Raw genomic sequence first — 25,788 nt, forward strand, 5'->3', positions numbered from 1 at the left:
CTCAGTCGGTCTTGGCGCCGTTTCCGTTCGACTCGTTCTTATCTCCGGCGCCGCCCTCTTCCGGACCGGTGGTCGGTGTCGGGTCCGGTTCCGGCTGGGCGATCGTGACCGAGAGGTCGTTCGAGTCGTCCGAGGTGCGCGGTTCGCCGCCGCCGCTGCAGATGCCGGCGTACGAGACGATCATCCGCTCTGCATCCTCGGCGACGATCACCTGAACGCTGCGGACGTCCGCCCCGAACGAGGGTCCCGATCCGTCGGCGAATGTCGCCCCCTCCTTCAGATTCAGGGTGTATCCGGCCACGGTTGTGCCACTGGGGCACGAGAACCCGGCACCCCAGGTGATGGTCACGGTCGAGCCCGCCTCGACTTCGCTCGGGTTGCCGTTGATCATCGGAACATCGCTGGGCGCCGTCAGTGGGGTGCGGCCGCTGTAATGGGTGAGGGTGATCGTCTGGTCGACTGCCACGTTGCCGCCCGGGGCCACCTCGTAGACCTTGTTGACGTCTTCATCGGTGCTGGCTGGGTCGCCGGGCATGCAGCTGACGAGGGTGGAAGTGAAGCCGTTCTCGCTGAGTTTCGCGGTCGCCTCATCACAGGTCAGCCCGGTCAGCCCGAGGGAGTCGACGTTGACGCGCGTCGGTGTCGGCGTCGGGGCGGGCGTGCTCGGTTCGGGCTTCGGGGTCTGTGGCGTGGAAGACGAGGGCGCCGGTCCCGGCGTCTCACCCTGATCCATGAGCGCGAAGACCGTGCCGCCGAGCACGATCACCAGCAGCGTGATGAGCGCGATGAGTGGCCAGGTCCAGGGACTGCGCTTCTTCTTCGGGCGCACCTCGTCGTCGCCGCCTGCGGGCAGTTGGGCGGTGGTCGCGAGGATGCGCGTGGCACCGTCATCGCCCGTGGCCGTGAGCATGCGGGTGGCGTCGTCTGCCGCGACTCCGCCGGAGGCGATCGCCGGAACAGCGATTGCTGCCGAGTTCAGATCGCCGCGGCGCAGAGCCTGCGCCGCACGGGCGACCGTCGCCGAGGAGGAAGGTCGATCTGCCGGCTTCTTCGCGATCATCGCCATGACCAGGTTCTGCACGGGAATCGGCACGGTCGGCGGCAGCGGCGGAGGCTGCTCGTTGATCTGCGCCATCGCGATCGCGACCTGCGATTCGCCCGTGAACGGACGCTTGCCGGCCAAAGACTCGTACGCGACGATGCCCAGCGAGTAGGTGTCCGTCGCCGGCGACGCCGGGTGGCCGGAGGCCTGCTCGGGAGAGAGGTACTGCACGGTGCCCATGACCTGCCCGGTGGCGGTCAGCGGTACCTGATCGGCGATTCTGGCGATGCCGAAGTCGGTGATCTTGACGCGCCCATCCGGGGTGATCAGCAGGTTTCCCGGCTTGATGTCACGGTGCACGAGACCGGCTGCGTGCGCTGCCTGCAGAGCGGATGCCGTCTGGGCGACGATGTCGAGCGTCTTGTCGGCGCTCAGTGCCCCGTCGCGCTCGAGAATTGTCGACAGCGCTTCACCGGGGACGAGTTCCATGACGAGGAAGGCACTGCCGTTCTCCTCGCCGTAGTCGAACACGCTCGCGATGCCCTCATGGTTGACGAGTGCGGCGTGCCGGGCCTCGGCGCGGAAGCGCTCGAGGAACCCCGGATCCCCCATGTACTCGTCCTTGAGGATCTTGATGGCGACGGTCCGTCCGATGACGTGATCTGTCGCTTCCCAGACCTCGCCCATCCCACCGATCGCAATACGCGACTGGAGCTCGTATCGACCACCGAACGACACACCCTGCGTCGGCCTCATTTGTAAAGCACCGCCTCAATGACCTTCTTCGCGATCGGGGCGGCGAGCGTGTCGCCGGTTCCCGATTGTCCCATTCCGCCGCCGTTTTCGACGACGACCGCTACAGCGATCTGCGGATCGTTCGCCGGTGCAAAACCGGTGAACCACAGTGTGTACGGATCGTCTGGATCGTGTTCGGCCGTCCCCGTCTTACCGGCAACGTCGATCCCGTCTATTCTTGCACCCGTTGCGGCGCCGTTTGTGACGCTGGCCACCATGGAATCGGTCACATTCTTGGCGACGTCAGTATCTACGGCCCGGCCGAACTCGGTGTTCTCGTACTCACGGACCACCGACAGGTCGTTGCCGATCACAGCATCCACGAGGCGAGGGTTCATCACCACGCCATCGTTGGCGAGGCCGGCGGAGATCATGGCGACCTGCAGCGGCGTCGCGGTGACCGACCTCTGCCCGAATCCGGTCTGAGCCGTCTTGTCGGCGCTGAGGCCACGCGGGTAGCTCGACACGGCAGATACGAGGGGAGTTTCAAAACTCTGGTTGAACCCGAACTTCTCGGCCGTCTCGAAGATCGCGGCGTTGCCGATCTCGACCGCGAGTTGCGCCATGGGAATGTTGCAGCTGAGGCGGAGGGCCTCGGCGATCGTCACCGTCGCGCCGGGTCCGCAGGTGCCGTTCCACGCGTTGTGCACGGCGGTCGACGTTCCCGGCAGTGTGTAGCTTGCCGGGTTCGGCAGCGTCGACTGCGGGGTCCACTCGCCCGTCTCGTATGCGGCAGCGGCCACCAGCACCTTGAACGTGGACCCTGGCGGGTTGAGTTCGCCGAGCGCACGGTTGATGAGCGGGTTCGGCTTCTGGGCATCCAGAGCGTCATAGGCCGCTTCGGCCTGACCGGCACTGTGCACGGCGAGCTGATTCGCGTCGTACCCAGGGCTGGAGACCATCGCGAGGATGCGGCCCGTTGCCGGCTCGATCGCGATGACGGCGCCCTGCAGGTCGCCGAGTGCTTCGAACGCCGCCTGCTGAGCCGGAGCATCCAGAGTCAGTTCGACGCTGAATCCGCGTTGCGGTTGGCCGGAGACGATGCGTTCGATCTCGGCGAAGAAGGCGCCTGCGCCGGTACCGGACAGATCCGCGTTCAGTGCGTTCTCGATGCCCGTGGATGACTGCAATGCCGGGTTGAAGAACCCGGTGACACTGGACCACATCGCAGAGTCGGCATACATGCGCTGGTAGCGGTACTCGTCCTCAGACGGCACCGAATAGGCGATCGGCGTACCGTCGGCGATGATCGACCCGCGCTGGATCTCGTAGCTGTCCAGCAGTGAGCGGGTGTTGCGGTCGGCCTGGGCGAGGTTCTCGGCCTCGACCACCTGGATCCAGCTGGTCGCCGCGAACAGCGCGAGGAACATGAACAGCATCACGATGCTGAGGCGTCGGAGTTCTTTCGTCATCAGCCGATCACCACCCGGGGTTGGCGGCGAACGCCGTCGGAGATGCGCAGCAGCAGCGCGACGATGAGCCAGTTCGCGACCAGCGACGATCCACCGGCGGCGAGGAAGGGCGTGGTGAGACCGGTCAGCGGGATGACCCGGGTGACGCCGCCGACCATGATGAACACCTGCAGCGCGATCGTGAACGACAGGCCGATCGAGAGCAGCTTGCCGAAGTCATCTTGACCTGCGATACCAATGCGCACACCGCGGCTGACGAACACCATGTACAGGCAGAGGATCGCGAACAGGCCGATGAGACCGAGTTCCTCGCCGAGGCTGGGGATGATGTAGTCGCTCTGGGCGAGAGGGGTGATGTCGGGGCGCCCCTGGCCGAGCCCGGTGCCGATCAGGCCGCCGTGTGCAAGGCCGAAGATGCCCTGCACCAGTTGATATCCGGGGCCCTGCGGGTCGACGATCTCGGGGTCGAAGGCGAAGAGCCAGTTGGTGAAGCGGCCGCGCACGTACGCCAGGATCTGCGTGGCGACGAACACTCCGGCCGCCACGAGCGTCAACCCGATCAGCACCCAGCTGGTCTTGCCGGTGGCGACGTAGAGCATGGCGATGAACATGCCGAAGATGAGCATTCCGGTGCCGAGGTCGCGCTGGAAGACGATGATGCCGAGTGAGATCACCCAGACGACGATGACGGGTCCGAGCTCCCGCATCCGCGGCCAGGTCATCCCGAGGAAGGACTTGCCGACCGAGGTGAGGCTCTCGCGGGTGCGCACCAGATAGCCGGCGAAGAAGATCGCCAGACAGATCTTGGCGATCTCACCGGGCTGGAACGAGAACAGTCCGCCGAGCGACACCCAGACATCGGCGTTCGCTTCGGAGACGCCCAGTCCCGGCACGAACGGCAGCAGCAGCAGCAGGATGCCGGCGAGGCCGAACAGGTAGGTGTACCGGAACAGCACCCGGTAGTTGCGCAGCAGGATGACCACGGCGATGGCGCCGCCGAGGGAGATCGCCGTCCAGACCAGCTGCTTCGTCGAGTACGCCGCCCATCCGGTGAGGTGCTCGGCGATGTCGAGGCGGTAGATCATCGCGATGCCGAGACCGGTGAGGAGGGTCGCGATCGGCAGGACGAAAGGATCAGCATCGGATGCCACGAACCGCAGCACGAAGTGCAGGGCGAAGGCGAGAACCGCGAGCCCCCCGCCGATGAACAGGATGAACGGATCGATGAGTTTGAGCGCGCCCAACTGAACCAGCGTGAGTGCTGCACCGCTGATCGCGCAGGCGAACAGCAGCAGCCAGAATTCCCGGTTGCGCTGCGTCTGCGGCATCCGGATCCGCTTCAGGGCTTTGATGACCGCGGTGTCGGCGGCGACGTCGGCGCTCATCCGGCATCCTCCCCGTCAGTCGTGGGTGCGGGCGCAGGCGTGGTCGGCTCCGGGGTCGGTGTGGGGCTGGGCAGGAGCGGTTCGCCGACGACGGCTTCAGCGCCGGCGCGCAGCCGGTCGACGATCGCCATCGCATCGGCGAGCGAGCGGGCGTTGATCGTGCGCTCGACGGAGGCACGCTGATACGGCGGCAGATCGGCGAGCAGGATGTGGGTGTCTTCGAGCTCGGTGGACAGCGAGATCGGACCGATGCTCTGCTGCACGCCCTGGAAGATCACCACGCTGTCTTCGTCGGCGCCGATGAAGTAACGGGTCTGCGTCCAGTTGTAGGCGAGGATGCCCGCCCCGGTGAGAGCGAGCAGGAAGACGATGAGCCCGGCGATCCAGCCGATCCGTCGACGCTTCGCGCGTCGGCGGTCTTCTTCGATGAGCTCCTCGAGGTAATCGTCGTCCGGTTCGAAGTGCGAGGGCTCGTTCGCGGCCTGGCGCACGGGGTGCAGCCAGTTCGTGCGGGCGGCGCGAGCGGCCGGGATGAAAACACCGGAGGGAGTGGCTGCTGCACCGACGATGGTGGCAGGTCCTGAGGAGAGCGGGTGCGCACCGCCGACTTCGACGAGCACGATGGTGACGTTGTCGGGTGCGCCGCCGTCGAGGGCCTGTTTGAGCAGGTTGTCGGCGGTGCGGCCGGGGGGAAGGCCCAGGCGCATGGCCTTGAGGATGTGTACTTCGTCGACGACGCCGGAGAGCCCGTCGGAGCACAGCAGCCAGCGATCGCCCGGAAGCGTCGGCATGACGAAGAGGTCGAGCTCTGGATCGTGGTCCATATCGCTGAGCACGCGCATCAGCACGGAGCGACGCGGGTGGTAGCGGGCCTCTTCGGGGGTGATGCGGCCGGAGTCGACGAGCCGCTGCACGAAGGTGTGGTCTGCAGTGATCTGGGTCAGTGCATCGTCGCGGTAGAGGTAGATGCGCGAGTCGCCGATGTGGCCGATGACGGCGTGATCGTCGACCATGATGATCGCGCTGACGGTGGTGCCGAGGCCGGCGAGTTCCGGGCGCTCTTTGGCGGCACGGATGAGGTCGCCTGCTGCCGTGGTGACAGCGGCCTGCAGGGATGCTTGCGCGTCATCGGTGCTCTCATAGGCCCGGTCGAGGCGTTCGAGGTGCTGGATCGTGATCGTGGATGCGACGTCACCGCCGGCGTGGCCGCCCATGCCATCGGCGACGGCGAAGAGGTTGTCGCCGGAGAAGCCGGAGTCTTGGTTGTTGGAGCGGATCTTCCCGGTGTGGGAGATCGCGGCACTCGAGCCTTCGAACACCATGTCCGCGTCAGGCTCGCAGCTCGAACGTCGTGGCGCCCACCTTGATGGGGTCGCCGATACTGATGGGTGCCGGAGCTCCGCTCACACGCGCTCCGGCGAGGAAGGTGCCGTTCGTGGAGTCGAGGTCCTGGATGATCCAGGTGTCGCCGCGCAGCAGCAGGCGCGCGTGGTGGCTGGAGGTGTAGTCGTCGCGGATGACGAGGCCGGATTCGCTGGAGCGGCCGATGGTCATCGGCTGCGTGCCCAGGGGAAGCTCGAGTCCGGCTTTGGGACCGGAGGTGATGACGAGCTTGGACACGGTGCTGGTGGTGGCAGCTCCCGTGGTGCGCGGCGTCGACTGCGGTCGCGGTGCGACCGGGGCAGGTGCCGAGGCCGGGGCGGGGCCAGCGGGTGCTACTTCGGCGGGAAGCTTTCGCACCTTCACGCCGAACAGGTCGGCGCGCAGCGAGTAGACGACGCCGAACACGAAGAACCACAGCAGCACGAGGAAGCCGATGCGCAGCAGCAGGAGGACCAACGGACTCAGTTCGCTCATCGATTCACTCCCGACGTGCGATCCATGGTTACGGGGACGATTCTGAAGACGAGGTCGGTGCGACCGATCGTGAGCGTGGTGTCGGTGGGCAGCGGCGCTTCGCGCACCTTGGTGCCGTTGACCTTCGTGCCGTTCGTGGAACCGAGGTCGCGCATCATGGCGCGTTCACCATCCCACAGGATTTCGACGTGCTTGCGGCTGGATCCGGCATCCGAAATGGTGATGTCGGCGTCGCTGCCGCGTCCGATGACGGTGCGGGCGCGGGTGAGGGAATGACGATGGCCTTCGACATCGATGACGCCCTGCCAGCTGACGCGGCCCTCGACGGTTCCGGAGTTGACGCGCACGGTGCCGGTGGCGACTTTTTCGTCCTCTTCGAGTGCGATCGAGACGGGGCCGGCGAAGCTGTAGCCCTGTGACTTCGCGTGGGTGTCAAGCAGAGCGTGCAATTCGTCGGTGAGTGCTCCGCCGAGCGCGTGCATCCGGTCGAAGTCGTCGGCGCTCAGGCGCACGACGTAGCTGTTGGGGGCGATGATGCGGTCGCGGCTGACGACGGCGGCCTTGATGTCAGCTTCACGGCGGATGGCCGAGGCGATCTCGACCGGCTGGATGCCGCTGCGGAAGGTCTTGGCGAATGCGCCGTTTACGGCGCGCTCAAGACCTTTCTCAAAGCTGTCAAGTAGTCCCACTGGGCTCCTCTGGCATGGCTGACCGGTAGACACATCGTAGCCAGGTGAGCTGGATGTGTGCCCGCGTGGGGCGTCGCGGCCGCGAAAAACACTTTCCAGCACGAGACAGGGCGTGGCAGCACGTTTCTCATGCAGCAGGGTGTTTCTCGCGGTCTGACGGGCGGATGCTGGTGGCCGCCGCTATGGTTCGGAGCAGAGGAAATCGCGTGATATTGTTGTGAAGTTGAGTTCTTCGGAGCAAGACGCTCGCGCGAGTGGCGGAATGGTAGACGCGCTGGCTTCAGGTGCCAGTGTCCTTATGGACGTGGGGGTTCAAGTCCCCCCTCGCGCACGCGAATGAAATACGACTGGCCCGGTTCCTTTTAGGAGCCGGGCCTTTTCGTTTCTGGATGCCTATAGCCCCACGCGCGATACACCATCGGAGCTTCTTCTAAGGAAACAGCAGGATCTCGCGCGTTCACCTTCCGGTCACGGCTGAGTCATCCGGTGCTGGTTGTTTCGATGACGTCCGCGCGTTTTCCCAGCACCCCGATTCCTGGCGCGGACTCGTCGGAATCGGCATCCCGAGGGAAACTCCGTGTCATTTCAGTCTTTGCTGCGTCCTACCGCTGCCGTCCTTCTCGTCGGCGCGCTCATCGCGGCACCGGTCGTACCGGCTTACGCCGCTGGGCCTTTGGAGGGAGTCGGCGGTGACGGTACCGCTGACGTGCCCTACCTCATCGGGTCGGCGGGAGAACTCGACGCGATGGCGTCAGCAATCAACGCGGATGCAGATGCGTATGCCGGTGCGTACTACCAGCTGACCGCAGACATCGCCTACGAGGGTCGTGCTTTCCCTGGAATCGACCGGTTCACGGGAGTCCTCGACGGCGCAGGCTTCACCATCAGCGATATCGTCTACGTCCCCAGTTCCGCGAGCACCGAACTCGCCCTCGTTCGTGCGCTTGACGGCGGTGTCATTCATGATCTCGGTCTCGACGGGGTAGTGGGCCAGAGCGACGACGGACAGCGCGTGGCGGGCATCGCTGTCGACGCGATCAACGGCGCTCGAGTGGAGGGCAGCGCGGTCCGCGGTGCCGTGCTCTCGACGGGGCACGACTACGCGGGCGGTATCGCTGCGACCGCCGACACCGACACCGTGATCACCGGAAACCGTGTGGATGCGTCGGTGACGAGTGCCCGCTATCCAGCGGGCATCGCCGGGTATGTGCGCAAGAGCGTGGAGATCACGAAGAACCTCGTGCGGGTCGACATCGCGACCACCGGTGCTGGTGCATTCGGTGGGATGGTCGCCGCGTACGCCGGTAACGCGAACTCGCAGCTGAATCCGGTCACCCGGATCGCGGAGAACGTCGTTCTCGGCGGATCAGTGAAGATCGCCAGCGGAGGCGACGAAGTGGAGATGGGCCGAGTGTTCTCGCGCCCGCGTGAGGCAGGATTCCTCACCGAGAACAACCTCGTGAATGACGGCGTTCTCTTGGATGGTCAGGCACCGGAAGGCTCAGGTCCGTTCAATAAGAACGGCACTGCCACCTCAGCCGACGACCTTGCCGTCCAAGCCACGTATGAGTCGCTCGGCTGGGACTTCTCCAGCCCGTGGCGCTGGGATTCCGTCCTGAGGCACCCCAACCCGGGAGCCTTCGAGTCACTCCCCGAGGGACCGATCTCCGGTGTCACCGGAGATGGCTCAGAAGAGGCCCCGCTTCAGATCCGTACCGCCGCGAACCTCGATTCGGTAGCGACGGCGATCAACAGCGAGCCGGATTCCTACCAGAGCGCGCACGTCGTGCTCGCAGCGGACATCGACTACGGCGGGAACGAATTTCCGGGCATCGACCTGTTCTCCGGAGTCTTCGACGGTGCAGGACACGTACTCACGAACATCACTTACGGTGCCGGGTCCACTGACGAGCGCGGTCTGTTCCGCGTTCTCGATGGGGGAACCGTGCGCGATCTGGCCATCGATGGGCTGAAGGTGCACAACAAGGCCAGTGCGCGCGTCGCTGGCATCGCTGTGCTCGCCGAGAACGGTGCGCGCTTGGAAGGCAACTCCGTGCGCAACGCGGACCTGCTGTCAGGGCACCAGTACACCGCGGGCATCGTCGCCGATGCGAAGTCCGGCACCGTCGTGACCGACAACCACGTGCATGGCACGTTCGCCAGCGCACGTTACCCGGGAGCAGTCGTCGGCTACGCGCACAACGACGTGCAGATCACTCGCAACCTCGTCGAAGCGATCGTTCACTCCCGCGGTGCTCGTGCACACGGTGGCATGGTGCTCTCGTATGCAGGTGCGATGTCTGCGGGCGCTGGCGACACCCTGATCACCGGGAACGTCGTGCACTCCGGCATGGTCACCTACGACAACGGCGGTACGGGCATTCAACTCGGACGCGTGATCGCCATGCCGAGGACACCGGGGTTCGTGATCGACGGCAACCTCGCGAACACCGCAGTGACCCTGGCGGGTGTGCAGGTCGAAGGGCCTGGCGAGCAGAACATGCACGGCACCGACACGTCGTACGCCGAGCTGTCGAAGCGCGAGACGTACGAGGCTCTCGGCTGGAATTTCGACAGCCATTGGCGCTGGGACGACGCATCGCAGCATCCAGTGCCCGTGCTTTCGGGCGTGACCACGACGCCGATCGTCCCCCTTCCCGAGGTCGAACCGGACCCGATCACGCTTGACGGACTTGAGGGCGTCGGCACGCCGAGCGATCCGTACCAGATCGCTTCGGCCGACCACCTTGTGCGTGCACAGGATGCGATCAATGAGGATGCCAGCACGTACGCCGTGCGGAACTTCCGGTTGACAGCGAACATCGACTTCGCGGGCGGGGGTTTCACGGGAATCAACCTGTTCAGCGGCGTATTCGACGGCGCGGGTCACAAGATCTACAACATCACCTGGGCCCCTGGGTCGCAGGACGGGCTGGCGATGTTCCGGACCCTGCGGGGTGCGACGGTGAAGAACCTCACGATCGATGGGCTCGCGGTCCGCGATCCCGCGGACGTCAGGCTCGCGGGAATCGCGCTCGATGCGCGCGACGGAACGGTTCTTGATGGAAACGCCGTGCTCGGCGCCAACCTCCAGACGGGAAACGCGTACGTCGCTGGCCTCGTGGCCGACGCGCAGAACGGCGTCCGCATCACGAACAACTGGGTGACCGGTACCTACGACAGCGCTCGCTATCCCGCAGCGCTCGTCGGCTATGCCCGGTTCGGGATCGAGGTGCGCAACAACCTCGTCCGCGCCCACGTCGAGTCGGGTGGTGCTCGTGCATACGGTGCCATGGTTGTCGCGTACCAGGGCGGCTACTCCGAAGGACCCGTGTCCACTTTCTCTGAGAACGTCTTGATCGGCGGTGAGGTGGCCTATCGCGGTGGTCGCACCGACGTGGCCCCGGGTCGCGTAGCGGCGGTCCACCGCAGCCCCGGGTACGTCATGGAGAACAACCTCGCAGACGAGGGGATCCGCGTCGCAGGGAAGATTCCGTCGTCGCCTGGGGAGGCGAACATGCACGGAACATCCGTGCCAGCCACCGATCTTGCGATGAAGTCCACTTACGAAGGGCTCGGCTGGGACTTCAGCTCGGCCTGGCGCTGGGACGATGTGCTGCAGCATCCTGTTCCCGAGCGCGCCTATCTGTTCGGCGCCGGCACGGAGAGCACCCCATTCGAGGTGCGCGGGATCGAAGACCTGGAGTTCCTCGCCAATGGCTCCAACAATGGCGACCCCACCCTCCGCGGGCCCGTGCACGTCATGCTCACCGGTGATCTCGATTTCGTCGATCACGCACCGTTCGTGGGACTCGACACCTTCTCCGGCACGTTCGACGGTCACGGTCACACGATCTCGAATATCGTTTACGCGCCCAGCGCGACCTCGACGTCGCTCGGCTTCATCCGTCACCTGTCCGGTACGGTACGTGGCCTCATCCTTCGAGGCGTCACGGTCGCACCCGAGGACGGTGCCGCAGCATCTGGCCTGGTCGTGAGCGCGACGGGCACGGCGGATCGCCCGGCCGTCGTCGAAAGCACGACGATGACGAAGACGACCATCAACGCGCCGAACTCCCAGACGGCTGCTGGCCTGGTGGCGATGGCCTCATATGCTCGCGTCACGACAAATGACATCACCGCCGAGGTGACGGCTTTGTCACCGGCTGTCATCATCGGCACCGCAGGCGCAGGCGCCGACGTCAGCGAGAACCTCGTGGCAGGCTCCGTCACCGCGACCGGCGAGACTTCGGGCGCCGCGCTTGTGGTCGGAACGAGCGCGGAAGCCAGCACGGTGTCACGGAACGTCGTGCTCGCGGGCACCGTTTCACACCCGCAGAGCGGCGATGAGTTCGCCGGACGGGTCGTCGGGGCATCGGCGGGCGAGGCCCTGCGCAACATCGCATCCCAGCAGATCGACGTCGCCGGCGGCACCGTTACGGGGCCGGGGGAGCGAGGCCGACACGGTGACGATGCAACCCTCTCCACGCTCATGGACCGGGGCACCTACGACGGGCTCGAGTGGGACTTCATGGACGGCTGGCGGTGGGACCCGACCGATCGTCGTGCTTTCGTGAAGCACCTGCTGCCTGAGCAGATGCCCAACCGCATCACCACGACCTTCGCGGGCGATCCCCAGACGCAGCGCGGGTTCTCCTGGTACCAGCTCGTTGATACCGACGCGCCCCAGGTCATTGTGAGCGCCGACAGCGGGTTCGCATCGAGCACGCGGGTGCAGACGGATGCCGAGGTCCGCAAGACCGCCAGCGGTGAGAGCGTCTACCAGGCGGTCGCGACCGGCCTCGAGCCGGGGAACACCTACTACTACCGGGTCGGCGATTCGAACACGGGCCTGTGGAGCGGCACCGGAACGTTCGAAACCCCCGCTGGCGAGGGCGACTTCAGCTTCATCAACCTCACGGACACGCAGGCGAAGGCGAGCCAGGAAGCGGAGCTCTCGGCCGCCACTCTGCGCAAGGCGCTCGACTCCGTTCCCGACGCGGAGTTCGTCGTCCACAACGGCGATGTCGTGCAGGACGGACACATCGAACGGGACTGGATCGATCTGCTCGATACGTCGCAGGACGGACTGCTGCGCACCACCATCGCCCCGGCGGCGGGCAACCACGAAGACACGCAGAGCGCATTCGTCGACCACTTCACGCTCGAGCATCCGAACGGGCAGGACACCACCACCGGCGCGTACTACTCGTACACCTACAACAACGCGCACTTCATGGTGCTGAACACGAACGAGGATGCCGGGCAGGCCATTTCGGACGCCCAGCTGGACTGGCTGAAGGAGGACGCACGCACGGCGCGTATCAGTGGTGCCGAGTGGCTCATCCTCGTCATGCACAAGGGCGTTTACACCGCCGCGAGCCACGTCAATGACGCTGACGTGCACGCGCTGCGCCAGAAGCTGGTTCCGGTGATCGATGAGCTCGACGTGGACCTGGTGCTGCAGGGGCATGACCACTATTTCTCCCGCACCAAGGTGCTCGCGTCGTCGCCGGATGATGCGATGGCTGCCGAGCCCGTGGAAACGACCGTCTTCACTGAGGTCGTCAACGGCGTGCGCATCGAGTATTCCGTCTCTCCCGATGGGACGCTGTACTTCACACCGAACAAGGCGGGCGCGAAGCGCTACTCACAGGTCGCGGAGTCAGAGCTGTTCGACCTGGAGGCCTACCTCGGGCTGTTCGATCGTCTGGGTACTCCGCGTCAGGGGCCCAACGCGCAGACATTCAGCTCTGTCGATGTCACTGCCGACCGACTGACTGTCGAGACATTCCACATCACCGATGGCGGCAGCCCTCGCCGGGTCGAAGGGTTCGGCATCGATCGCCAGGTCGAGAAGGTCGCCGCACAGATCGCCGAGCTGCCAGAGGTCGAGCAGGTCAGCGCTGTGCACGCCGAGCGGATCGGTGACGTGCGCGCGGCAGTCAGTGCCCTCACGTCCGCGCAACACGGCGTCCTCGACATCGCGAGGCTCGAGGCAGCAGAGCAACGTCTGCGCGAGATCCAGGGCCTGGCCAACACTGACGGCAGCACGGTCGCGTGGGCGGATGCTGAGGCGACTGAGCGTCAGCCGATCACTGTGCGCAATGACACCAAGCGCGACTTCACGGATGTCCCGGTCCGGCTCACGCTGGTCGACACTCCGGATGTGAAGGCCGATGAGATCGCTTTCACCGATGCGAACGCGGTGCCACTGTCATTCGAGGTGGAGCACTGGAAGCCCGGATCGGTCTCGACCGTGTGGGTGAAGCTGCCAGAGTTGGCGCGGCTCAGCGCCCCCGTCGTGTGGGCCTACTTCGGAGGTGGCTCCGAGAACAATGACCCGACGGATGTCTGGAGCGGCGGCTACGCCCTCGTAGAGCACTTCGCGGGCGATCTCGCAGCCGGCGGCAAGCGTGTGGACTCGACAGGAAACGCCACCGGAACTCTCTCGGGCAGTGACTTGCGCGCGCAGGTCACGGATCAGGGCACGCGTGAAAGCCGATTCGACGGGGCGCGGCTCGACTACGCAGGCGACCTCGGAGGCGGATTCGCGAACCTCTCGGTGAGCGGAATCTACTCGTTCACACCTGAGGACCTCGAAGCAATGTCCGGTCTTGCCGGTGTCGTGACCAAGGGACGTCTCGGTGAAGACGACTCTGCCTTCGTGCAGGCGGTTGACGCCGCGGGCGGCAGCGTGTCTGCGCGCCTGGGGAGCTCGATCTTCGGTGCGACCGTGCCCGCCGACGGCAAACCGCACCTCGTCACGCAGCACTACGACGGCATGACGTACGCGGTGTTCGTCGACGGAGTGCAGCAGAGCGAGGTCATGGCGGAAAAGCGACCGACCTTGTCCGACTTCGGTGTATCGACCACGATCGGCGACTTCCATAGCGATAACGCGCGGGCGGTATCGCCGTTCCGCGGGAACATCGATGAGGTGCAGATCGCTGGCATTCCGTTCGTGCCGGAGTTCGAATCCTTCCGATACGACAACTACTTCGGCGACGCGATCGCATACGGTGAGCGCACGGCGAAGGATGAAGACGCACTCGTCATCGCGCTCGGCAGTCCGCGTGACGGCACGGTGATCGAGGCCGGTAACACCACGTTCACGGGTGTGCTGAGCGAGCGGGCAACTGTGCGCGTGGAGGTCGCCGGCGAGGAGATATATCGCGAGAGCGTCGATGCCGGGGAGTTCGAGATCGAAGTGCCCGTGTATGCGCTCGGCGAGCAGGCCGTCATTTTCAGCGCGTCCGTACGAGGGAAGCAGCCGGCTGTTGACGAGATCGTGCTCACGATCTCTGACACCGTCGCCCCGCTCGCCCCGCGACTCGAGCAGAGCGCAGCGGCGGGTGGCGTCACGCTCCGAGCTACGCCGCAGGCGGACAACCGGGAGCCGGTCGATGCCCAGTTCTTCACCAGTGCGGCTGTCCCGCTCGTTGAAGAGAACACTTCGGTCAGAGTGGGATCGACCGAAGATCGTGTGCCGACGGCTCTCACCCCTGCTTCGGGTGAACCAGCCGCGGACTATCTGCCGACGACGGTAGGAATGGACGCGAACCCGTTCCAGATCTATACGGTCGCTCTTTCGGAGGAGCAGGCCGCCCAGCCCACGTTTCACCTCACATGGTCGGGCACCGGGGATGACCGACGCGTCTCGGCATGGGTGTGGGACCACGGAGCGGCCCGTTGGATCCTCAAGGACTCCGCGTCGGAGGCTTCAGGAGCGCAGATTCAGCTCGATGTCGATGCCACTGCGGCGGAGAACGCGGTCGGACCGGAGCGAACGATCGACATGTTGATCTGGCGCGGCCTCGTCGAAGAGCCGTGGGGAGGCGAGCGCGTCTACGAGCAGCATCCGGATGCTTCGGACTTCGACTGGGCATTCAACCACGTGCCGGACACTCAGCTCTACACGGAGTCGACGCCATGGATGATGACGGACATGTTCGAGCACATCGTCGACAACGCGGATGAGCGCAAGACCGAACTCGTCGTGCATGCGGGCGACTGGGTGAACCGAGAGTACTTGGATGATGAGTATCAGTGGAAGGCGGCCGAACCGTCGGCACGACTTCTCGAGGAGGCGGGCATTCCGCTGATGGTGTCGTGGGGTAACCATGACTACTCGGAGGAGCGCAACGGGCGACTGATGCTGGAGAAGTACTTCCCGATGGACCGGATGAAGGACGGTCTGGAAGGAACCCCGTTCACATTCGGGGACAGCTACGACATCGACAACTCGTTCTACACCGCCGAGATCGATGGGGCGAACCTGCTCTTCCTGTCGCTGAGCTATTGGTCGGCGAACACCGACGATGATCCGGGGATCGCCTGGGCGCGCGGCGTGATCGAGGCGCACCCAGAGCACACCATCATCCTTGCGACGCACGATTACATGCAGGCGCGTGACACGGCTGACCCGTACAGCAATCCCCGGATCAACGACTTGCTCGTTGACCCGTACCCCAACGTGGCGCTCGTGCTCGCCGGGCACAACTCGGGCAGTTACGTGGCGGCTCGCGAGACAGATCACGGGACGCGATCGTACGGAATCCTCACGGATTACCAGACCCGGCCGTGGGGTGGACATGAGTTCCTCAAGAACCTCAGTGTCGACGCCGAGAACGGGCTGCTCTACGTGAACACCTACTCTCCATGGCTGGAGTCATGGACGTCGGATGGTCGCTGGCACTCCCCGATCTCGGAGGACGTCGTCCCCGGTTTCCACGGTGACGACTCGGAGAACTTCGTACTCGAGCTCGATCTGGGAGGTACGCAGACGCGGACCCTGTCAGCCGATGCGGTGACTCTCTCCACTGGAGTGCCCGCAGCCATCGGAGATCCGATTTCGCTCGTAGGGGCAGAGCACGCGGAGATCCGGATCAACGCCGAGGACGCGACTACGCGTACCGCGCTGCAGCGGGCTGCTGCTATCGAGACGATTGTCGTGCCGGCAGACGTCACGCACGAATGGTACGTCGAGCTCACGGATGGGGCCGGGCACGTCACCCGCAGCGCGACGGCCAGTTTCGTCGTCACAGCAGATCAGGACCCTGGGACGGATCCGGGGACCGATCCTGGGACGGATCCTGGGACGGATCCTGGGACGGATCCTGGGACGGATCCTGGGACGGATCCTGGGACGGATCCTGGGACGGATCCTGGGACGGATCCTGGGACGGATCCTGGGACGGATCCGGGCACGGACCCGGGAACCGACCCTGGCACGGATCCGGGAACCGACCCTGGCACGGATCCGGGAACCGACCCTGGGACCGATCCTGGGACGGATCCGGGGACGGACCCGGGAACCGACCCTGGCACGGATCCGGGGACCGACCCTGGGACCGACCCTGGGACCGACCCTGGGACCGACCCAGGAACAGGGCCAGGAGCCGGCGACGGTTCGTCTGGGGCGGGCGACGGTGAGGGGGCGGGGGTGTCGGATCCGTCCGGATCCGACGGAGACCCGCTGGCGCTCACCGGGCCGGCGCTCGCCATCTGGGTGATGATCGCACTCGCCTTGGCGCTGGGTGCTGCTGGCATCCTGCTGTACCTCCGTCGATTCCGAGGCGGAGTCGAGTGAGAACGAGGTAGACCCGCCTTATTGCCCAGCGCCCCGCGCCACGAACGCTTCGTAGTCGTCGCGCGAGCGCTGGGCATAGGCCCTGGCCCATTCGAAGAGCGCTTTGCCTGCGGTCTTTCCTGTGCCGAGGTATCCACTGATCTCGGCGGCTTGGGGAGCCTGTGCGTGCGCTCGGGCGAGAGTGATCGCGCAGGCCTGGGCATACGTGGCGAACGGGCTGACCGAACGCACCGATGAGAGCCTTCAGCTCGGCGGGTTGTTCGATGCCGCCGTAGTGCGCGAGCACGCTTTCCTCTGCTTCGAACAGCGAGAGCGCGCATCGCGTACCGACGCTGCCGACTCCGACCACGCGGCGGATGACATCCACCCCCGTGTAATGGCGCAGCAGCATGTTGATGTCGGCGCCTGCAGTGAGCAGGTAACGCTGCATCAGGTCGGTGAGACGCTCGTGCAGTTCGTCTGTCACCGGCGCCATAGTCGGGGGAGTAGCGACGAAACGGGTGGCTTACCAGAACAGCTAGGACAGTATCCGGCTGAAGAGGTCACCCTTGGAGATCACGTTCATCGACAGCGCGATGATGAGCGCATTGAAGAAGAACGCGAGCGTGGTGTGCCAAATGACGGTCCAGCGCATCCGAGAGCTCATGACCTGCACATCTGAGGTGCCGAAGGTTGTCGCGTTCGTGAATGAGAAGTAGACGAAGTCGCTGAGGCGCGGCTTAGCGGTACCGGGAAACATCAGGGGCGGTTCGGGTGCACGGTGGTAGCGCGAGTAGTAGATGCGCGCGAAGCCCCAGTTGAAGATTGCCCAGGAGAGCAGCATCGTCCAGATCGCACTGATCTCAACGATTGGATCGACCACTTCCTGACCGATGTTGACGATCAGCGCGGTTGCTTCGCGCAAACCGAGCGCGCTCGCGCCGAAGGTGAGAAGTGTAGAAAGCAGCCGGGTCAATGGGTGCATGATGAGCTTGCGCGTTGCGGGCGGCTCTGCGCGATCTGACCGTACGAGTACGTTCAGCCCGATGATGGTGACCACCAGGTACAGCGTCGCCAGGGCGCACCACAACAACACGACGAAGACGTCGAGGTCCCCATCCGTCGACAAGGACAGGTCGATACCGATGTACACGAGAGTCAGTTGCACGAGGAGACCGAAGATCTCTCCGGCGATACTGAGGCTCGACAAGAACCGAGCGCGGCGCGTTGTCAACGGCGAGGAAAGTTTCGAGACAGCGCGCATGTCGCTCATCCTATGGCGACGACTCTCAGATCCAGCCGCGCTCCTCGGCCACCAGCACTGCCTGTCGAGCTCGCGCCCGGTGAGGAGGCTTCGTTCGTCACTGAGCGCATCGGCGGCGCCCGTTGATCATCGAAACACCCGGCTGATGGCACCGCCGGCCTGAAACAGCTGCAGCCACACGAAGAAGCGCTGCAGCGGGCTCAACAGGAATCCGACGATGCGGCGCCAGCCGCCGCGGCGCTGCCAGGATGACGTGAGAGTCACCTGCGTGCCGCCTGCTGCGGGCGAGAGTTCAATCCACACTGTGCGGAGATTGGGGTGCGCGGCGTCGGGAAACACAAACGACCAGACCACTGAGGTCGGCTCCAGCGCCTCGGCCCGCGTGACTCGCCGCCGCCGAAACGGCTCCTTTACCTTGGCGGGCTTGCCATCGGGGTACTCGGTGCGTGACTGGACGATCCAGGTGTCGGCGGTCTCGACCTCGACGGTTCCGGCCTGCGGTTCCCACTCCGGCATCCGCTCAGCATCCGACACGAGTTCCCAGACATCAGCGATAGCGGCAGGGACGAAAACCTCGAATCTTCCCTGTACGGTGCTCTTCGAGGAAGTCGGATGCTGCGGAATCCGTTCGGCATCATCGAGCCGTTCAGTCACGGCGGCGGGTGTCGTCCCGACTCGTTCGAGGATGCCGGTGATCAGCCCGCTCGGCTCCGTCAGCAGCTCGCGCAGAATCGCCGCGGCATCTCCTGCGCGCCGCCCGTTACCCGCGCGGGTCATGACCCCCAGCGCTCGCTCGCTCCATTCGTAGCCCTCGGTCTCGTGGAACGTGATGCGACCCGGTTCGTTCTGCTCGACCGAGACGCCGAGTGACTGCAGCTGCGCGGCGTGCTGCTGTCGTGCGGCGTCTCGCGCGGCATCCAGTGTGATTCCCAGCCCGCGCAGTACCTGACCGGCCTTCTGCTCACTGAGCAGCAGCGCGAACAGAAGGTGTTCGAGATCTGCTTCGCGGCGACCCTCACGGGACGCCTCTTCCATGGCGGTCGCACTCAGTGTCTGCATGGTCGCGGCGGCGGTCAGAAAGCGGCTCATGAGGTCCTCCTCGGAACGGGGATGGTCGGGTCGATGCGCTTGGCGTACTTCTTGTGCACCGCTTGCCTGCTCACCCCGAGGGCGTCGGCGACCTCCTGCCAGCTCAGGCCCGACCGCAGCGCGGCCTCCACCTGCTTGAGCTCGAGAACATCGGCGAGAACGCGCAACGATGACACCGCGCGAAGGCCCGCCCGGGGATCGCTGAGATCGGCAGCGATGTCCGCGATTGTCGTGGATTCCATAGTGTCAACCTACGTTGCTTAGGTGGGAGCTGTCAACTCAGGTTGCTACATCTCGGGCGACTAGATTTGCAGTACCCCTCCCCTGATCTCACGGAGTCCCTCATTTCGCGTTCCGCACTTTCCCAGACCGCTGGACGCGGGGTCGTGGCATCACTTCTGGCATCCGTTCTTTTCGGCGTAATTAGCGTGCTGGGCGGCCATCTCGACGGTTTCGCGCCCGAGGAGACGACGGCCTGGCGTGTGCTGTTCGTCCTCATTTCACTCCTCGCGGTGAATGCATCAGCCCGGGCGCGCGGCCTGCTCAAAGCAGTCACGAAGCGCATCACGCGCAGCCCGAAGCTGCTGCTGATCGTTCTCGTCAACAGCGCCATCATGTGGGTGCAGTTGTGGGTATTCATGTGGGGGCCCGCCAACGGGCATGCGCAGGACATCGCCTTCGGATACTTCCTGCTGCCTCTGGTGATGGTCGTCGTCGGGCGGGTGTTCTTCCACGACCGGTTGAGCCGGATGCAGTGGTGCGCGGTGGCGGCCGCCGGGGTGGGCGTGCTCGTGCAGCTGCTGATCGCCGGCGGCGTGAACTGGCCGGCCATGATCATCGCCGGCCTCTATCCGATCTACTTCGCCCTCCGCCGCTGGACAGGGCTCGATTCGATGCAGGTCTTCCTGATCGAGATCATCGTGCTCAGCGTGCCCGCAGTTGTCGTGATCGTCGTCTCCTACGCATCCGACCTCTCGCGCAGCATCCCGGATACCTGGCCGTCGCTGCTGCTGATGGCAGCGCTGAGCGGAGTCGCGATGACCTGCTACATCCTCGCCTCACGCCTGCTGCCGCTGTCCCTGTTCGGCTTGCTGTCGTACCTCGAACCGGTGCTGCTACTCGGCGCGGCGCTTCTGCTGGGTGAGACATTCACGACGAACGATGCGTTCGTGTACATCCCCATCGTCATCGCCCTCGTGCTGCTCGGCATCAGCGGACGCCATCGCCGCGGCCGCTCGCGCCGACACATCGAAGAGCCGCCGCTGTAACGCGGCGTCAGCCACCCAATGCGGCGGTGAGCGCGGCGTCGACGTGTAGCGAGGTCGTGGGATAGACCGGCACCGCCGCATCGTCGGGGCCGATGAGCAGCTCGATCTCTGTACAGCCCAAAATGATCCCCTCGGCACCGCGATCGACGAGATCTTCCATGACGCGCTGGTAGCGCTGCCGGGATTCCTCCCGGACGACGCCGTGCACGAGTTCGTCGTAGATCACGTCGTGCACTACCCGTCGCCCTGCTGCGTCCGGGACGATCGTGCGGATGCCGTGAGCACCGAGTCGATCCGCGTAGAACGGCCGCTCCATGGTGAAAGCCGTGCCCAGCAACCCGACGGTTCGCACACCGGAGGGGCGGATCGCCTCGGCCGTGACGTCGACGATGTGCAGGAACGGGATGCTGACGGCATCCTGTATCTGTTCTGCCACGAGATGCATCGTGTTGGTGCACAGCACCAGCAACTCGGCTCCCGCGTCTTCGAGGGCCCGGGCGCGCCCGGCGAGCAGCTGTGCGGCGGCATCCCAGTCGTCTCCCGCCTGCATCGCCTCGATCTCCGCGAAGTCCAGCGAATCCAGCAGAATTCGGGCGGAATGGTGCCCGCCCAGTCGATCCCTGACGCGCTCGTTCGCGAGGCGATACCACTCCAGCGATGATTCCCAGCTCATTCCGCCGAGCACCCCGATCATCTTCATGGCATTACCTTTCGAGTCAGATCCAGCCGCGCTCTTCGGCCATCAGCACTGCCTGCTGCCGGGTGGCTACATGCAGCTTCGCGAGCATGGTCGAGATGTGATTGCGCACGGTGCCGGGCGCAAGCATCAGCGTGCGGGCGATCTGACTCGTCGTCTCGCCGCGTCGCCCCGCTCTGAGCACGTCGAGCTCACGATCGGTCAGGGGACTGCGTTCATCGCTCAGCGCGTCGGCTGCCACCTCGGGATCGACATAGCGGGCGCCGGCGGCGACCCGGCGAATGACCTCCGCGACCTCGTCGGCTCCGCGAGACTTCGGCAAAAAGCCGGCGACTCCGGATGCCAGCGCTCGCCGCAGCACGCCGGGTCGGGCGTGCCGTGTCACCACCACACAGCGCGTTGCCGGCAGTGTGCGGCGCAGCCGTTCGGCGACCTCGACACCGTCCAGTCCTGGCATATCCAGATCGAGCAGGCAGATATCGGGCTGCAGCTTCTCAGCCATGACGACCGCCTGCTCACCATCAGCGCACTCGGCGACTACGTCGATATCGTCTTCCAAGCGCAGCAGTGCCGCCAGTGCCGAGCGGATCATCGCCTCGTCATCCGCGATCAGAACCCGGATCATCGCTTCTCCCCCGCTGTCGTCTCGCTGGGAACCAGCACCACGATCGAGAACTCGTGCTTGCCGCGATGCACCTGTGCTGAACCACCGACTTCGGCGACACGACGACTGATACCTTCCAGCCCCGATCCGTCGCTGCTGGGGGTCGTATCGGATGCGGAATCGTTCGCGATCTCGTAGCGCCACCGAGACTCGTCGCGCGTCAACGACAGATGCGCCCACTTGCCGCCGCCGTGCCGGAGGGCATTGGTCGTGGTCTCGCGGATGATCGGTCCGAGAACGGATGCCGGTGCGTGATCGGAGTCCGGATCCACCTCGGCGTCGGCAGTCGTGCCCGCAGCCCGCAACAGATCCACGGCATTGGCGATCTCATCGCGCAGCGGAACACCGCGAAAGCGCATGGCCAGATCGCGTGTGCCCTGTCGTGCTTCAGCGACGCTGGCACGTGCGAGCCGGATCTGATCGAGCGCAGCATCCGGATCCTTCTCCAAAAGGCGCTCGGAAAGCTCGAGCTGCAAAGCGATCACCTGCAGATGATGCCCCTGCAAATCATGCACGTCCGTCGCCACCCGCAGGCGTTCCTGGGTGGCACCGAGCCTCGACTCTGCGGCTCGAGCCCGGTCGAGCGTGGCGAGCACGTCCCACCACCACAGCGACGTCACCGTCATGGCGGGCAGCAGAATCGAGAAGAAGCCGAGCATCCACCAGTTCCGCGCCGTTGCCTCGTCTGCGGTGTCGGTCATGCGCAGGTCGACGAACATCGCACCCGTCATCAGTGCCATCGCAACGATCACGAGCCGCAGGCGTACACCGCGTGGCCAATTCAGCAGCATCAGTGCCTGCACCAGGGGGAGCGCTCCGATGATCCACAGTCCGCTGGCGAGCCCTGCTCCGACGCCGACCGCAGCTGACACGGCGAGAGGCACGATGATTCCTCGCCACCCGGCAACGGCACCAGCGGTATCGTCACGGTGCCGATACTGCAGCAGTAGTGCGACACAGCTCGCACACCAGAGCAGGCCACCGACGCCGACTATCGCCAGGGCGGCAGGCGTGGCGTCGGTGCTGGACTGGACGCCGAACCAGATCAGCACGACCATGAACTGGAATACCATCAGGGCAGAAACCGTGTACCACCAGGTGGCGGAGATGCTCCGGGCGATGCGATGCGGCCCGGCCGTGGCCGTGGCCGAAAGACCCTCCGATTCGGCGGGTGACATACTGCTCATGCTCCCAGCCTATGGCCGTGACAATTGTCACCCGTCCACGTGCAAACCACCCGGACAGAGGTGACAGACAGACACTTATCGCCAGGGGCGAAACGCGATGAGATTGTCTTACACCGACATCCGGTGCATAACGACAGGAGCCGCCATGAACCTCATCGAGACTTTCCAGAACCTGGTCGCCCAAGTGCCCGAGTTGGTGCAGCCGCTCATCGTCGCGCTCGCCGGAGCAATCCCCTTCATCGAGGGCGAAGGCGCAGTCTCGATCGGCATCCTCGGTGGGATCAACCCGGTTGTCGCCGCGATCGCCGCCATCGCCGGAAACTTCGCCTGCGTCGCGATCCTGGTTCTCGTCAGCTCCAGCGCACGGACCGCAGTCGTCAACCGAAAGCGCGCTCGGGTGCTCGCCAGTGGGAACGCCGCTGACGCCGGTGTGGAAGAGATCGTGGATGCTGCGGTCGAAGACGAGAGCGCACGCAAGGCAGCGCGCCGCCAGAAGTTCCAGGGTGCACTCGAGCGCTACGGCGTTCCCGGCGTGAGCCTGCTCGGCCCGCTGCTGCTGCCCACACAGTTCACCGCGACCATGCTTGCCGCCATCGGTATCGGCAAGGTCCGCATCCTCATCTGGCAGGCCGTCGCCATCATCGGCTGGACGACCATCCTCGCCGTGCTCATCAGCGGCGTTGTCTCCGCGGTCGCCTAAGCGTTCCACTCCCCCGGCACCCCTGTCCCGGGCATCCCTGTCATCGTCTCGCCGGCCTCCGTCTCGCCGGGCAGCGCCACCGCGCAGCCCAGCGAACGCAGGCCGGCGATTCCGTTCTCGGCGTAGGCGGTGCGCTGGCGCTGCGCTCCGTTCCCGGAGCGCACAACGCGGTCAAGATGTTCCTGCACGAACGCGAGATCACCGCTTTCTTCCAATGCCGGTGTGATCGTACGCAGCAACAGTGCGGCGAGGTCGCGAGCGGATGCCAGGGCGTCGGTCTCCGGATCGATGAGTGTGGCATCTAGACCATCACGCGAGGCGGCCCACAGCGAGGCCTGGATCGAATCAGTGTCATGCGCGCGCGGATCACCGGGCGCCGACACAGCCAGGGCGCGACCCACCGCCGCCAGCAGCAGTGTGTCGGCGACTGCCAGTTGGGCGTCAAAGACCCGGATCTCGATGGTCGGATAATTCGCGGACAGCCGCGCAGCCCACGACACCGAGGCGATATCGGAGATGACGCCCTGCCTGACCAGGCCGTCGACGGTGCTGCGGTAATCATCGAAGTCCTGAAAGTGCGGCGGGCAACCGGCCAGGGGAAGGCGGCGCATGACGATGCTGCGCCAGCTCTGGTAACCGGTGTCCTGGGCGTCTGCGAACGGCGAATTTCCGGATAGTGCGAGCAGTGTCGGCATCCACGGCCGCACCGCATTCATGGCGCGGACGCGCGCTTCTTCGTCGGCGACCTCGATGTGCAGATGCAGTCCGTTGACGTGGTGGCCATCCACGATGTGGCCGAGCCTGTGCGCGATCGTGCTGTAGCGTTCGGAGGCTGATACCGAGGTCTCGGGCCCGATTCCGAACGGGGTGCCGGTGCCGATTGCGACCGCAGCGTGGCGGCGAGCGAACGCGTCCAGGCCCTCCCGGAACGCGCGCAATTCTCGCCCGGCGTCCGCGAGCGTTGACACGGGGGATGTGGCGACCTCGATCTGTGAGGTGAGGAACTCCTTCATCACCTCGCCGGAGCCGCTGGGCAAAGCCGTGCGTGCGGCGCTGCCCAGCGGAACGGGAACGAGGGTGTCCTCGTCGAGGAGCATGAACTCCTCCTCGATACCGAAACGCGTCATGCGATGGTTCCGGATTCAGTCGGTGCCGACGCCGTCAGTTCTTGAAGGCGTCCTTGACGTCGTCGCCAGCCTTCTTCAGGTCGGCCTTGGCCTGATCGGCCTTACCCTCGGCTTCGAGCTTCTCGTTGTCGGTGAGCTTGCCGGCGGCTTCCTTCATGTGGCCGGCCATGTCTTCTGCGGCGTGCTTGGCCTTGTCTCCAATACCCATTGATCCGTTCCTTTCGTCGGGGATCTGTACAACCGACTCTCACACCGACGCGAAATTGTGGCGACGGGGTTGACGGGATGGATGCGGGCGACTAAAAGCCATGGGGCCTCAGTGTGACGGGCAGAGAAACACGGTCACTCAGTCCACGGGTTGTTTCGGATGATCTCGACGAAGTCAGTGCGTTCGTAGTCGGGCATGAAATGTGCCAGCACATCAGCGTTCACGTTGCCGAAAGTGCTGTCGGGGCGGTGAAGGTTTCCCTGTGTGAACGCCGCAAGAATCTGATTCTTGAAGTCCGGACGGGGATGGGCCTGAGTTACTTCAACACGGTGTGCTTCGCTGACGGAGTGGTACCAAATGCCCAGCACGTCGGTTTCGACTCCTGCGGTGAGAAGCGAGATCTCCGGTGCCATGAATTCGGGAACGCCGGGCGTGGTGTGGAGGGCAACGGCTGTCCACACGGATGCGGCACTTTTTTCGTCCACACCGCGATCGGTGAGGAAATCGCGGGCCGCATTTGCCCCGTCAACCTCGAACCGCAGTTGCGATGACGAGTACGCATCGGTGAGGCCGAGGTCATGGAACATCGCTCCGGCGTAGAGGAGTTCGAGATCGACGTCAAGACCGCGCTGCTCCCCCATGAGCGCGCCGAAAAGGAACACGCGGCGGGAATGGTGAAACAGCAGGTCGTTCTCGTGCTCGCGCACATAGTCGGTGATGTCACGCACAAGCGCCGTGTCGGGAATCTGGATGCCGGCGATGGTTTCGGTCATGGTGTGGCTCCTGGTGGTCAGTCTTGCCGAGTCTGACCAGTCTCGAACATATGCCCCGAG

At 65.1% G+C, this 25,788-nt stretch carries 19 protein-coding genes, 1 tRNA gene and 1 pseudogene; 4 read left to right on the top strand and 17 right to left on the bottom strand.

The annotated features are described in order from the left end of the window. Nucleotide 1: 1 nt before the first annotated feature. The 6 genes from ACSU1L_RS08600 to ACSU1L_RS08625 are packed head-to-tail and all read right to left on the bottom strand — an operon-like array spanning nt 2 to nt 7,180. Nucleotides 2–1,798, bottom strand: coding sequence for a protein kinase domain-containing protein (locus tag ACSU1L_RS08600; RefSeq protein WP_439255438.1), 1,797 nt, complete (start codon nt 1,796–1,798; stop codon nt 2–4). Beyond that, complete coding sequence (locus ACSU1L_RS08605; RefSeq protein WP_439255439.1) at nt 1,795–3,249, bottom strand: peptidoglycan D,D-transpeptidase FtsI family protein; 1,455 nt, start codon at nt 3,247–3,249, stop codon at nt 1,795–1,797. Before ACSU1L_RS08605 ends, ACSU1L_RS08600 begins: the two co-directional genes overlap by 4 nt. Continuing rightward, on the bottom strand, nt 3,249–4,634 hold the full coding sequence (locus tag ACSU1L_RS08610) for an FtsW/RodA/SpoVE family cell cycle protein (protein ID WP_439255440.1): 1,386 nt from the start codon (nt 4,632–4,634) through the stop codon (nt 3,249–3,251). Before ACSU1L_RS08610 ends, ACSU1L_RS08605 begins: the two co-directional genes overlap by 1 nt. After that, on the bottom strand, nt 4,631–5,956 hold the full coding sequence (locus ACSU1L_RS08615; protein ID WP_439255441.1) for a PP2C family protein-serine/threonine phosphatase: 1,326 nt from the start codon (nt 5,954–5,956) through the stop codon (nt 4,631–4,633). Before ACSU1L_RS08615 ends, ACSU1L_RS08610 begins: the two co-directional genes overlap by 4 nt. Nucleotides 5,957–5,963: 7 nt before the next feature. Beyond that, on the bottom strand, nt 5,964–6,482 hold the full coding sequence (locus ACSU1L_RS08620; protein WP_439255603.1) for an FHA domain-containing protein FhaB/FipA: 519 nt from the start codon (nt 6,480–6,482) through the stop codon (nt 5,964–5,966). Nucleotides 6,483–6,487: 5 nt separating this feature from the next. Next, nucleotides 6,488–7,180 carry an FhaA domain-containing protein gene (locus ACSU1L_RS08625; protein ID WP_439255442.1) on the bottom strand — a complete coding sequence of 231 codons (693 nt, stop codon included), beginning with the start codon at nt 7,178–7,180 and terminating at the stop codon, nt 6,488–6,490. Nucleotides 7,181–7,428: 248 nt separating this feature from the next. Between ACSU1L_RS08625 and ACSU1L_RS08630 the strand changes: the two genes are divergently transcribed. Next, nucleotides 7,429–7,511 (top strand) — tRNA-Leu (locus ACSU1L_RS08630). A 246-nt stretch (nt 7,512–7,757) separates the two neighbouring features. Next, nucleotides 7,758–16,772 carry a metallophosphoesterase gene (locus ACSU1L_RS08635; RefSeq protein ID WP_439255443.1) on the top strand — a complete coding sequence of 3,005 codons (9,015 nt, stop codon included), beginning with the start codon at nt 7,758–7,760 and terminating at the stop codon, nt 16,770–16,772. Nucleotides 16,773–16,790: 18 nt separating this feature from the next. Here ACSU1L_RS08635 and ACSU1L_RS08640 read toward each other — a convergent pair whose 3' ends face one another. The 5 genes and pseudogenes from ACSU1L_RS08640 to ACSU1L_RS08660 form a co-directional block, all read right to left on the bottom strand. Continuing rightward, the gene (locus ACSU1L_RS08640) at nt 16,791–17,003 is read right to left on the bottom strand and encodes a DUF2252 family protein (RefSeq protein ID WP_439255444.1); all 213 of its coding nucleotides are present in this window, start codon (nt 17,001–17,003) and stop codon (nt 16,791–16,793) included. Between the two features lie 70 nt (nt 17,004–17,073). Continuing rightward, nucleotides 17,074–17,262: pseudogene (locus ACSU1L_RS08645) on the bottom strand (DUF2252 family protein); the annotation flags it as partial. Between the two features lie 27 nt (nt 17,263–17,289). After that, the gene (locus ACSU1L_RS08650) at nt 17,290–18,015 is read right to left on the bottom strand and encodes a DUF1345 domain-containing protein (RefSeq protein ID WP_438252455.1); all 726 of its coding nucleotides are present in this window, start codon (nt 18,013–18,015) and stop codon (nt 17,290–17,292) included. Nucleotides 18,016–18,141: 126 nt separating this feature from the next. Continuing rightward, complete coding sequence (locus tag ACSU1L_RS08655) at nt 18,142–19,104, bottom strand: SRPBCC family protein (protein WP_439255445.1); 963 nt, start codon at nt 19,102–19,104, stop codon at nt 18,142–18,144. Beyond that, on the bottom strand, nt 19,101–19,346 hold the full coding sequence (locus ACSU1L_RS08660; RefSeq protein ID WP_439255446.1) for an ECF-type sigma factor: 246 nt from the start codon (nt 19,344–19,346) through the stop codon (nt 19,101–19,103). The genes ACSU1L_RS08655 and ACSU1L_RS08660 overlap by 4 nt, the downstream gene beginning before the upstream one ends. Before the next feature lie 144 nt (nt 19,347–19,490). Between ACSU1L_RS08660 and rarD the strand changes: the two genes are divergently transcribed. Further along, nucleotides 19,491–20,372, top strand: a complete 882-nt coding sequence (gene rarD / locus ACSU1L_RS08665; protein WP_439255447.1) for an EamA family transporter RarD — start codon at nt 19,491–19,493, stop codon at nt 20,370–20,372. 7 nt (nt 20,373–20,379) lie between these two features. Here the strand turns inward: rarD and ACSU1L_RS08670 are convergent, their stop codons facing one another. Genes ACSU1L_RS08670 through ACSU1L_RS08680 form a run of 3 tightly spaced genes read right to left on the bottom strand, consistent with a single transcriptional unit; the run spans nt 20,380 to nt 22,920 of the window. Next, a complete protein-coding gene (locus ACSU1L_RS08670; RefSeq protein ID WP_439255448.1) occupies nt 20,380–21,072 on the bottom strand; it encodes an aspartate/glutamate racemase family protein in 693 nt (230 codons plus the stop codon). Between the two features lie 16 nt (nt 21,073–21,088). Further along, nucleotides 21,089–21,694 (bottom strand): response regulator, encoded by a 606-nt coding sequence (locus tag ACSU1L_RS08675; RefSeq protein ID WP_439255449.1) that lies wholly within the window; start codon nt 21,692–21,694, stop codon nt 21,089–21,091. Beyond that, complete coding sequence (locus tag ACSU1L_RS08680; protein WP_439255450.1) at nt 21,691–22,920, bottom strand: sensor histidine kinase; 1,230 nt, start codon at nt 22,918–22,920, stop codon at nt 21,691–21,693. Before ACSU1L_RS08680 ends, ACSU1L_RS08675 begins: the two co-directional genes overlap by 4 nt. 145 nt (nt 22,921–23,065) lie before the next feature. On the opposite strand from ACSU1L_RS08680, the gene ACSU1L_RS08685 reads away from it, so the two are divergent. After that, nucleotides 23,066–23,620 (top strand): small multidrug efflux protein, encoded by a 555-nt coding sequence (locus ACSU1L_RS08685; protein ID WP_438252462.1) that lies wholly within the window; start codon nt 23,066–23,068, stop codon nt 23,618–23,620. Here the strand turns inward: ACSU1L_RS08685 and ACSU1L_RS08690 are convergent. From ACSU1L_RS08690 to ACSU1L_RS08700, 3 genes are all read right to left on the bottom strand, one after another. After that, entirely contained in the window at nt 23,617–24,747 is a 1,131-nt protein-coding gene (locus ACSU1L_RS08690; protein WP_439255451.1) for a carboxylate-amine ligase, read from the bottom strand. The two genes, ACSU1L_RS08685 and ACSU1L_RS08690, sit on opposite strands and share 4 nt — an antisense overlap. A 34-nt stretch (nt 24,748–24,781) precedes the next feature. After that, nucleotides 24,782–24,955: a CsbD family protein gene (locus ACSU1L_RS08695; protein WP_438252464.1), complete on the bottom strand. Its 174-nt coding sequence runs from the start codon at nt 24,953–24,955 to the stop codon at nt 24,782–24,784. Between the two features lie 134 nt (nt 24,956–25,089). Further along, complete coding sequence (locus ACSU1L_RS08700) at nt 25,090–25,728, bottom strand: HD domain-containing protein (RefSeq protein ID WP_439255452.1); 639 nt, start codon at nt 25,726–25,728, stop codon at nt 25,090–25,092. Nucleotides 25,729–25,788 lie beyond the last annotated feature (60 nt).

This window comes from Microbacterium sp. A94 (assembly GCF_051842855.1).
In the GTDB taxonomy this organism is placed as follows: Bacteria; Actinomycetota; Actinomycetes; order Actinomycetales; family Microbacteriaceae; genus Microbacterium.

Excerpts from the sequence above, each read along its gene's own strand:
- ACSU1L_RS08600 (WP_439255438.1), bottom strand. The coding sequence starts at position 1,798 with ATGAGGCCGACGCAGGGTGTGTCGTTCGGTGGTCGATACGAGCTCCAG.
- ACSU1L_RS08605 (WP_439255439.1), bottom strand. The coding sequence starts at position 3,249 with ATGACGAAAGAACTCCGACGCCTCAGCATCGTGATGCTGTTCATGTTC.
- ACSU1L_RS08610 (WP_439255440.1), bottom strand. The coding sequence starts at position 4,634 with ATGAGCGCCGACGTCGCCGCCGACACCGCGGTCATCAAAGCCCTGAAG.
- ACSU1L_RS08615 (WP_439255441.1), bottom strand. The coding sequence starts at position 5,956 with ATGGTGTTCGAAGGCTCGAGTGCCGCGATCTCCCACACCGGGAAGATC.
- ACSU1L_RS08650 (WP_438252455.1), bottom strand. The coding sequence starts at position 18,015 with ATGCGCGCTGTCTCGAAACTTTCCTCGCCGTTGACAACGCGCCGCGCT.
- ACSU1L_RS08655 (WP_439255445.1), bottom strand. The coding sequence starts at position 19,104 with ATGAGCCGCTTTCTGACCGCCGCCGCGACCATGCAGACACTGAGTGCG.
- ACSU1L_RS08660 (WP_439255446.1), bottom strand. The coding sequence starts at position 19,346 with ATGGAATCCACGACAATCGCGGACATCGCTGCCGATCTCAGCGATCCC.
- ACSU1L_RS08670 (WP_439255448.1), bottom strand. The coding sequence starts at position 21,072 with ATGAAGATGATCGGGGTGCTCGGCGGAATGAGCTGGGAATCATCGCTG.
- ACSU1L_RS08675 (WP_439255449.1), bottom strand. The coding sequence starts at position 21,694 with ATGATCCGGGTTCTGATCGCGGATGACGAGGCGATGATCCGCTCGGCA.
- ACSU1L_RS08680 (WP_439255450.1), bottom strand. The coding sequence starts at position 22,920 with ATGAGCAGTATGTCACCCGCCGAATCGGAGGGTCTTTCGGCCACGGCC.
- ACSU1L_RS08685 (WP_438252462.1), top strand. The coding sequence starts at position 23,066 with ATGAACCTCATCGAGACTTTCCAGAACCTGGTCGCCCAAGTGCCCGAG.
- ACSU1L_RS08690 (WP_439255451.1), bottom strand. The coding sequence starts at position 24,747 with ATGACGCGTTTCGGTATCGAGGAGGAGTTCATGCTCCTCGACGAGGAC.
- ACSU1L_RS08695 (WP_438252464.1), bottom strand. The coding sequence starts at position 24,955 with ATGGGTATTGGAGACAAGGCCAAGCACGCCGCAGAAGACATGGCCGGC.
- ACSU1L_RS08700 (WP_439255452.1), bottom strand. The coding sequence starts at position 25,728 with ATGACCGAAACCATCGCCGGCATCCAGATTCCCGACACGGCGCTTGTG.